The sequence below is a fragment of the Microvirga sp. GN3 genome (genome assembly GCF_055792825.1).
Genome location: NZ_JBVVAK010000094.1, coordinates 22,879 through 31,088, shown reverse-complemented (window position 1 = coordinate 31,088; position 8,210 = coordinate 22,879). Strand labels below are relative to the sequence as shown.

Here is an 8,210-nt window from a genome sequence, read left to right as displayed (position 1 = left end):
ACTCGGCCTTCTTCTCCACCGGCCAGCGCTGCACCGCCTCCTCGCGCCTGATCGTGACGGACGGCATCCACGACCGGTTCGTGGCGGCCATGCAGGAGCGCATGCAGGGGCTCGTCATCGACGATGCCCTTAAAAGCGGCACGCAGATCGGCCCGGTGGTCGACCAGAGCCAGCTCGACCAAGATCTGAAGTACATCAAGATCGGTCAGGAGGAAGGCGCCAAGCTGGTGGCCGGCGGCGAGCTTCTGAAGCGTGACACCCCCGGCTTCTATCTGGCGCCGGCTTTGTTCACGGAGGTGAGCAACCAGATGCGCGTGGCCCGCGAAGAGATCTTCGGGCCCGTGGCGACCGTGACGCGCGCGAAGGATTACGACGAGGCGCTGGAACTGGCCAACGACACGCCGTTCGGCCTGTCGACGGGCATCTGCACCACGAGCCTGAAATACGCCAGCCACTTCAAGCGCAATGCCGAGGCCGGCATGGTGATGGTGAACCTGCCCACCGCCGGCGTGGACTATCACGTGCCGTTCGGCGGCCGGAAGGGCTCGTCCTACGGTCCGCGCGAGCAGGGCCGCTACGCGCAGGAGTTCTATACCACGGTCAAGACCGCCTACACCTTCGACGGCAATGGGCCTTACGTGCCGAAGACCAAGGGAAGCGAGTAACTGATACAGGCCGTATGGACGGAGAGATTCCCAGCTCTACCGCAATCTGGAGAAGCCGGCTGCTGCTTTCCAGCAGGGCGACCGCCTCTCGTCAACCTCGGGTGTGAATTCCCGCCTCGTCTTTCGTCAAACGCCTTCCCGCTCCCGCAGGAGCATATCAAAGGTGTGCGTAAAAGCGGGGAAGATCAGCTTCAGACCGATCGCTATCAACGGATCGATCAACATCATCATTGTTGAGTTCGCACTGATTATTGATGCCGTACTCATCGGCACGTTTGGCTAGGACGGATGCCTCTCTGCCGTACAGATTGTTGGATCTGTCGTTGTCATATGTACCTGGATGCTCATCATTAACTTATCCCTTGTAGGGGCGCGCTCAAAGCTGCAGCCTGACGTCGGGCGTCAGGCTGCGAAACTAGGCGGGTGAAGCATCCGCCGTACTCAGCGGTAGAAATGGCGCTTCAGAGCGTGGCGCCGATCTTGCGCAGCTCCGCGAGGACAGGGGCCTTCGGAAGCCAAATCTTGTCATATTCGGCGATCACCGGATCCGCGTCCTTCACGTCAGCAACGACGATCTTGACCGGTTGTTTTGAGAAGTTCTCCAAGAGGCCAGGCTGGTTGGCAACAATCTCATCGATCTCGGCATCAAGCGCTGTACGGGTAACTTTAGAGATCAGCTCACGATCGGCCGCTGGCAGGGTGGTCCAGACCCGGCCGGAGACCAGCGCCACCATGGGCATGTGAACGGCATTCATCCGCAGGATGGTCTTAGAGACCCGATCAAAGCGCTGATTCCAGGAGAAGTCGAGATCCGCCTCGAGGCCGTCGACCTGGCCATTAGCCATTGCATCGAATACCTGTGGAGTCGGGATTGGTGTGGGAGCTGCTCCCAGGATCTGGTAGAAATCACGGTAGGCGGGGGTCGGATTGATCCGCAGCTTCATGCCTTTCAAGTCGGCGGTGGACGAGATGTCCTTCGCCGAGAATACCGCACGAATCGACGTGATGCCCCAACCAAGGCCAATCGTGCCGGTCTCCTTTGGAAGGTAGTCGAACAGACTGAGCGCGACGGGATGACGAACGAGCTTCGCCACAGCCTCCGTGGAACGCACCACGTAGGGAGCGTTGATTGCCGCAATCGCCGGGACACGCGAGCCAAGCTCGGCGGCCTGGATGAAGGCCATATCGAGGGCACCCGACTGGAGTTGCTGCATCATAGCGGCTTCATTGCCGAGCTGGCCGGCATGGAAAACGGTAAGCGACAGGCGACCGTTGGTTTCCGCCTTCAGCATTTCGCCGACTTTCAGAGCAGCGTTGTTCCAGGGATGGTTCGGAGGCGTAATGACGCCTAGGCGGAACTCACGGCTTTGAGCGCGTAGTACCGTCGGCGTCGCGAGCGGTAGAGCCGCGCCCGCTGCTAAGGCGAAAAGATGTCGGCGGGAAATCGTCATGACTGGTGCTCCATGGCTTCTTCAAGTTAATCGATGAGGGCAAGCGAGAGGGTGGGCCATACTGACAAGATGATCAGCATCAAGAAGGAAATGACAAAGAAAGGTATTGTCACCATGAACATCTTGCCGGGCTTAGCCCCCGTCACGGCGGCCGCAACGAAGAAGCAGAGGCCGACGGGAGGCGAGAGAAGCCCGAGCACCAAATTGATTACAACAACGACCCCGAAATGCCGCGGATCGATATGATAGACCTCGGTGGCGATCGGTAGGAGAATTGGCACCGTCATGATCAGGCCGGGGATACCGTCGATGACCGTGCCGATGACAATCAAGATAACGTTCACCAGAAGCATGAAGGTAATCGGATCACGGGCAACCGACTGGATCCAGCCCGCCACTTCCAGTGGAACCTTGCCGAAGATTAGAATCCAGGAGAACACCGCCGCTGCGGCCACCAGAAACAGAACAATGGCCGAGTAGATCCCGGATTTGAGCAGCATTTCCGGGATTTGGGAGAAGCGGAACTCGCGAGTCCAGTACCGACCAACCAATGTCGCCGCAATTGCTCCCACGGCGGCTGCTTCCGTAGCATTGGCGAGTCCTGTGAGGATGGAGCCGATGATCACCACCGGGATTGATAATGTAGGCAGCGCACGGAACACAGTCATCACGCGCTCGCGCGGAGTCATCCGTGCCCCGGCAGGAAAATTGTAAATGAAGCCCATCACCGCGATGATGACGCAAAACAGCACCGTCAAAAGAATGCCGGGGATGATACCGGAGATCAGCATGTCTGAGACAGGCACCTGGGCCAGCACACTGTAGACCACGAACATCACCGATGGTGGAATGATCGGGCCAAGCATTCCCGCGTAGGCAGTAAGACCCGCCGCGAATGTTTTGTCGTAACCTTGGCGCTCCATCTCGGGCACCATGATCTGCGACATGATTGCAACTTGAGCCGTGGCCGAGCCTAGGATCGACGAGACGAACATATTGGCCAGCACGTTCACGTAGGCCAAGCCGCCCCGCAATGCACCCACGAATGCCATTGCCATGTCGACGATACGGCGCGTGATGCCGCCCCCGTTCATGATCTCGCCGATCAGAATGAAGAGGGGAATGGCAATCAGGCCGTAACTGTCTACTCCACTGAACATCTGAAGCGGATAGGATTGGAATAGCAACGGGTTGCCTGAAGCGGCGATGTAGACAATCCCTGCAAGGCAAAGGCATAAGCCGATTGGCACACCAACCAGCATGATGGCAACAAAGGCGGCTGAAGTGACCATCAATTGATTCCATCGCTGGTGGTGGCGTGGAATGCCGGGAAGACGCTTTTCTCGACAACACCCAGATCTTCCAATGTGTTGGCAAGACCGTGCAGCGTCATTGAGGCCGCGAAGATCGGCAAGGTGAGATACACGACCCAAGTCGGCCAGTTCAGCGTCTGGGTGCGCTCCGTGTAGAGAAAGTTGAAGCTCTCACCAGCATAAACTTTTGCATCAAATCCCGCGCGGGCGATGCCAAGCGGATCCATCCACAGCCAGCACATGATACCAAGTCCGATGCCGAAACCGACGACGGCCAATGCGGAGATGATCCGCGCGATCGTCTGTGCCCGTGGGGAGAGCCGCTCGGTGAGCATGGTCACGGCAAAGTCGAGGCGGAGCCGCGTCATCGCCGAGGCCCCAACGAACGTAAGCCAGACAGTCGCATAGACTGCCGACTCGTCGATCCAATAGATGGGCAGACCTGCATACCGGGTGGAAACATTCACCAGGATCAGCAGGGACAGGATCGCCATAAGGCCCATGATCGCGACCCGTTCGACAGCGAGCAGTCCGTTGGAGAAGGCAATGAGCGCACGTATAGGCCAGAACGGCATACGGGAGTCCGGCAATGACTCGCTTGCCGATGATAAATTCCGTTCGATCGCTTGCACTCGCACAGCTCCATTCAGCTTCAATCAAAGGGATACCGTATACAATCGACAGGTCAATCGCGCCGGCTAGGCATTTCTCTTGGCAATTCGTAGCAGGCCGCCCCGGCAACGCCTTCGACAGGCGGAGATGCTGTTGAGCCGATCCTCGAATGGGAGCAGGCTGCCTTTTTTACGACGCGGGCACAGCACAAGTCCGGAGGCATCACCCTCAACACCGCGGAGATAGCGCTCCTCGAGCGGATGTGGACCTTTGGGTTCGTCGCTATGGGGCGATATCAAAAACGAAAGGCCCCCCAGTGGGAAGGGCCTTTCGCATTGCCGTCAGGCGGCGTATTTCTGCACCGTACCAGACTGCTTGCTCCATTCCGCATACCAGGCGTCAAAGAGCTTCAGCTGTGTCTCAGCATAGCCACGCTGACTGTCCGAGAGCGCATCAGCTTCATTGAAGTGAAGCGTGTATTCTGGGCTCCCTTTCAGCACCATTAGATGCTTGTAGTACAGCACCAGATCCGGTCCCTCGTCGAAGGAAGACAGGACGTGCAGCGCCTCCTCCAACTCCTTCGCCCGCTGGCGGGCCTCAGCATCGCCCTTCGCAGCGGCGCGGGAAAGAGCGCAGAGATGTAGCACCTCGCGGGGTAGCACATTGCCGATACCGGTGATCGCACCCGTGGCGCCGCAATTGACGAAGCCATGGAACACAGCGGTGTCAACACCGACCATCAGCGTTACACCATCATCCTGACTGGTGATGTGCTCGGCCGCATAGGTCAGTGCCTCGACGCCGCCGAACTCTTTGAAGCCGATCAGATTCGGATGCTCGGCACGCAGGGCGAAGAAGAGGTCGGCGCGCGTCGCAAAGCCGTAGTAGGGACTGTTGTAAATTACTGCCGGCAAATCGGGAGCGGCGGCTAGGATCGCCTTGAAATGATGACGCTGTGCAATCAGCGACGGGCCGCGGGAGAGGACACGCGGAATCACCATCAGGCCATGGGCACCGACCTTCTGAGCATGGGCGGCATGGGCAACGGCGGACGCGGTGTTGACGGCCCCGGTTCCGACGATAACCGGTACACCAACCTTCACGAGGCGCTCTACGCCTTCCATACGCTGCGCGTCTGTCAGCAGCGGCCAGTCGCCCATGGAGCCGCAATAGACAACTGCGGACATACCGGCCGCGATCAACTCCTGCCCCTTGCGCACCAGCGCGTCGAAGTCGGGGCTGCGATCAGCCTTACATGGTGTCATGAGCGCTGGGATGCAGCCGGAAAAAGCGTTGGATTTCATGCGGTTATCCTTCGAAAGCCTATTTTTCTGCCTACGCGATCAACGCCCGTACACCCCAAAATCTGTCCGGGCGCAGTCGCAGACCTTTCAGCAGTATTAGTCGGAACAAGATCGCCTGATTCTGCGCCGACCTCTCTATAGAGGATGGGACAGAGATCGGCTTGACATCGGCGATTTTATACAATCTACATTAACTGGAGTCAATGCCTCATCGTAGGAGCTCATAGAACAATGGTGAAGATCCGCGCTCGGACTTCGGACAGTGCACAAAGTTGTGCGAAGAGATCATGGGCTGCGGTTTGGCGCTCACCCGTCCGCCGCTTCTGCCTCTCGAAGGAGCTGAGAAGGCCGAGGTCGAGGCGATCATGGGCAAGGCGCTTAAAGATCGTCCAAAGCTCCCCGAGGTGGGCTTGAAGCCTGGGGCCTGATAAGGTGACGGCGGGAGCAGAATCTCCTTCGCCTCTTTCTGTCCATTCACGAGAAAAATCCTATCTACGAGCAAAGCTATGGCGCGTCACACCTTTTTCTGCATCGACGGTCACACCTGCGGCAATCCGGTCCGCGTGGTGGGCGGCGGCAGCATTCCCCAGTTGAAGGGGGACACGATGTTCGAACGGCGCCAGCACTTCCTGGCGGAGTACGACTGGATCCGCACCGGCTTGATGTTCGAGCCCCGTGGACACGACATGATGTCCGGTTCGATCCTTTCTCCGCCGACGCGCCCCGATTGCGATGTCGGGATTCTGTTCATCGAGACATCCGGCTGTCTTCCCATGTGCGGGCACGGCACGATCGGCACCGTTACCATCGCTCTCGAGAACGGCCTGATCCATCCCAAGACGCCAGGTCTCCTGCGTCTCGATACGCCGGCCGGTGTCGTCGAGGCCCGCTATGAACAGAATGGCCCCTTCATCGAGCGGGTTCGCATCACCAACATTCCTTCGTTTCTGTATGGAACAGGCTATGAGGTTGAAGTCGAGGGGCTCGGACACCTGACCGTGGATGTCGCCTATGGCGGCAACTTCTATGCCATCGTCGAGCCGCAGCCGCTGTATTCCGACTTGGCCGATATCAATCCATCGGACGTCCTGCGCTGGAGCCCGAAGCTGCGGGAGGCATTCAATGCACGCTACCGGATCGCTCATCCGGAGAACCCGGACATCAATCGCCTGACCCATGTTCTGTGGACGGGACGCGCGCAGACCAAGGTGGGTACGGCCCGCAATGCCGTGTTCTATGGTGACAAGGCCATCGATCGGTCACCCTGCGGCACCGGAACCTCGGCGCGCATGGCTCACCTGGCTGCCCGTGGCGAGCTGAAAGAGGATGATGCATTTGTGCATGAGAGCATCATCGGTTCCACCTTCGTCGGGCGCATCGAAGGGCGGGCGAAGGTCGGAGACCGCGATGCCATCATTCCGTCCATTGAGGGATGGGCGCGGGTAACGGGCTTCAACACGATCATCATCGACGACCGGGATCCCTTTGCGAACGGCTTCCAAGTCGTGGATCAAACCCGCTCTACGTAGGATCGAGTAAATACGTTGGGCGGCTCGGAGACCGAGTCGCCCTTGTCTTTGCGGTCTCCTCCACAACAGGTTTTATGATGCGGATTGCGATAGTTGGTGCAGGTATCATCGGCCTTGCGGCGGCTCATGCTCTTCTCGACAAGGGACATCAGGTCACTCTTGTCGATCCGGGCAACAATCCGCAGCGGCCGACCGACGGCAATGCGGGCTGGATCGCGCATATGGACGTGATGCCACTGGCGTCGCCCAAGGCCTGGAGAAATCTGCCTCGCTGGATGATGGATCCGCTCGGGCCACTCAGCATCAGACCAGCTTATCTTCCCGCTCTGGCGCCGTGGCTGTTGCGTTTCGTCTTAGCCTCATCTCCTGCGCGTATCAAATCCAGCATCGCCGCGATTCGCGCGATTAACGCAGAGGCCCTACCTTGCTGGAAAGCACTTCTCTCTTCTCTACGCTTGGAAGGCCATCTTCGTGAGAAGGGGATTCTCTCGGTCTGGCGAGATCGCAACCACTTCCTGCGGGCTGAAGACATCATTAGCCTTCAGAAGAATTTCGGTATCCCGCTGGAAGTCCTTAAGCCAGAGGACCTGAAGGACATTGAGCCAGCGCTGCACAACGTCGAAGCGGCAGTCCTCTATCAGGATGGCTGCCACGTCTCCGACCCCGCGCTTCTTGCCGCCGATCTGTCGCGGCTCGCGCTGGAACGCGGGGCCGAACTTGTCCCTGCAAGGGCATTGTCCGTTGAACCTGCAAGCGATGCCGTTCATATCCGCACGGACAGTTCGGCGAAGGCTGTGACGGCAGATCGTGCTCTGATCTCCGCCGGTGTCTGGTCGCGAGCGCTGGCCAAGCGGCTGGGCGATGCTATTCCACTTGATACGGAGCGGGGCTACAACGCCACTTATACGAAGGGCGCGTTCGGCCTCAACCGTCCGGTGATGTTCGAGGGCGAAGGTTTCGTCGCTTCGACGCTCGACACCGGCGATCGCGTCGGTGGTTCGGTGGAATTCGCCGGAACGCAGGCTTCGCCCAATCACGAGCGCACCTCGGCCATGATCACACGCCTCAAGCGCTTCCTACCGCATCTCGATGGAAATCAGCCTGCCGAGCGCTGGATGGGTTTTCGTCCTTCAATTCCGGATTCCCTGCCTGTCATTGGTCAGGCCGGGCGCGACAAGCGCATCGTTTATGCGTTCGGTCATGGCCATTACGGCTTGACGCAAGCTGCCATCACATCGCGTCTCGTCACAGAGCTGATGGACGGCAAACCCAGTTCTCTCGATCTGACGCCGTTCTCGGCTCAACGTTTTTGATAGAATGGGTTAACGCTGTTGAT

The 8,210-nt window shown here is 58.9% G+C and carries 8 protein-coding genes; 4 read left to right on the top strand and 4 right to left on the bottom strand.

What is annotated here, in order from left to right; all coding sequences use genetic code 11:
• Window positions 1-665, top strand: a 665-nt coding sequence (locus ACS5Q1_RS31890) for an aldehyde dehydrogenase family protein (protein WP_473101977.1), incomplete at its 5' end; no start/stop codon positions are given.
• 461 nt (window positions 666-1,126) lie between these two features.
• On the opposite strand, the gene ACS5Q1_RS31885 is transcribed toward ACS5Q1_RS31890, so the two are convergent.
• The 4 genes from ACS5Q1_RS31885 to ACS5Q1_RS31870 form a co-directional block, all read right to left on the bottom strand.
• Window positions 1,127-2,116, bottom strand: coding sequence for a TRAP transporter substrate-binding protein (locus tag ACS5Q1_RS31885; RefSeq protein WP_473101976.1), 990 nt, complete (start codon window positions 2,114-2,116; stop codon window positions 1,127-1,129).
• Between the two features lie 26 nt (window positions 2,117-2,142).
• Window positions 2,143-3,408, bottom strand: a complete 1,266-nt coding sequence (locus tag ACS5Q1_RS31880; RefSeq protein WP_473101975.1) for a TRAP transporter large permease — start codon at window positions 3,406-3,408, stop codon at window positions 2,143-2,145.
• Window positions 3,408-4,004, bottom strand: coding sequence for a TRAP transporter small permease (locus ACS5Q1_RS31875; protein ID WP_473101974.1), 597 nt, complete (start codon window positions 4,002-4,004; stop codon window positions 3,408-3,410). Before ACS5Q1_RS31875 ends, ACS5Q1_RS31880 begins: the two co-directional genes overlap by 1 nt.
• A 378-nt stretch (window positions 4,005-4,382) precedes the next feature.
• Window positions 4,383-5,345, bottom strand: coding sequence for a dihydrodipicolinate synthase family protein (locus ACS5Q1_RS31870; protein ID WP_473101973.1), 963 nt, complete (start codon window positions 5,343-5,345; stop codon window positions 4,383-4,385).
• 287 nt (window positions 5,346-5,632) lie between these two features.
• On the opposite strand from ACS5Q1_RS31870, the gene ACS5Q1_RS31865 reads away from it, so the two are divergent.
• The 3 genes from ACS5Q1_RS31865 (at window position 5,633) to ACS5Q1_RS31855 (ending at window position 8,187) form a co-directional block, all read left to right on the top strand.
• On the top strand, window positions 5,633-5,773 hold the full coding sequence (locus ACS5Q1_RS31865; protein ID WP_473101972.1) for a hypothetical protein: 141 nt from the start codon (window positions 5,633-5,635) through the stop codon (window positions 5,771-5,773).
• A gap of 78 nt (window positions 5,774-5,851) precedes the next feature.
• Window positions 5,852-6,874, top strand: coding sequence for a 4-hydroxyproline epimerase (locus ACS5Q1_RS31860; RefSeq protein ID WP_473101971.1), 1,023 nt, complete (start codon window positions 5,852-5,854; stop codon window positions 6,872-6,874).
• Between the two features lie 74 nt (window positions 6,875-6,948).
• Complete coding sequence (locus ACS5Q1_RS31855) at window positions 6,949-8,187, top strand: NAD(P)/FAD-dependent oxidoreductase (protein ID WP_473101970.1); 1,239 nt, start codon at window positions 6,949-6,951, stop codon at window positions 8,185-8,187.
• The last annotated feature ends 23 nt before the right edge of the window (window positions 8,188-8,210 follow it).

What these genes read in the sequence shown, in the direction of transcription:
- ACS5Q1_RS31885 (WP_473101976.1), bottom strand. Translation starts at nt 2,116, where the DNA reads ATGACGATTTCCCGCCGACATCTTTTCGCCTTAGCAGCGGGCGCGGCT.
- ACS5Q1_RS31880 (WP_473101975.1), bottom strand. Translation starts at nt 3,408, where the DNA reads ATGGTCACTTCAGCCGCCTTTGTTGCCATCATGCTGGTTGGTGTGCCA.
- ACS5Q1_RS31875 (WP_473101974.1), bottom strand. Translation starts at nt 4,004, where the DNA reads ATGCCGTTCTGGCCTATACGTGCGCTCATTGCCTTCTCCAACGGACTG.
- ACS5Q1_RS31870 (WP_473101973.1), bottom strand. Translation starts at nt 5,345, where the DNA reads ATGAAATCCAACGCTTTTTCCGGCTGCATCCCAGCGCTCATGACACCA.
- ACS5Q1_RS31865 (WP_473101972.1), top strand. Translation starts at nt 5,633, where the DNA reads ATGGGCTGCGGTTTGGCGCTCACCCGTCCGCCGCTTCTGCCTCTCGAA.
- ACS5Q1_RS31860 (WP_473101971.1), top strand. Translation starts at nt 5,852, where the DNA reads ATGGCGCGTCACACCTTTTTCTGCATCGACGGTCACACCTGCGGCAAT.
- ACS5Q1_RS31855 (WP_473101970.1), top strand. Translation starts at nt 6,949, where the DNA reads ATGATGCGGATTGCGATAGTTGGTGCAGGTATCATCGGCCTTGCGGCG.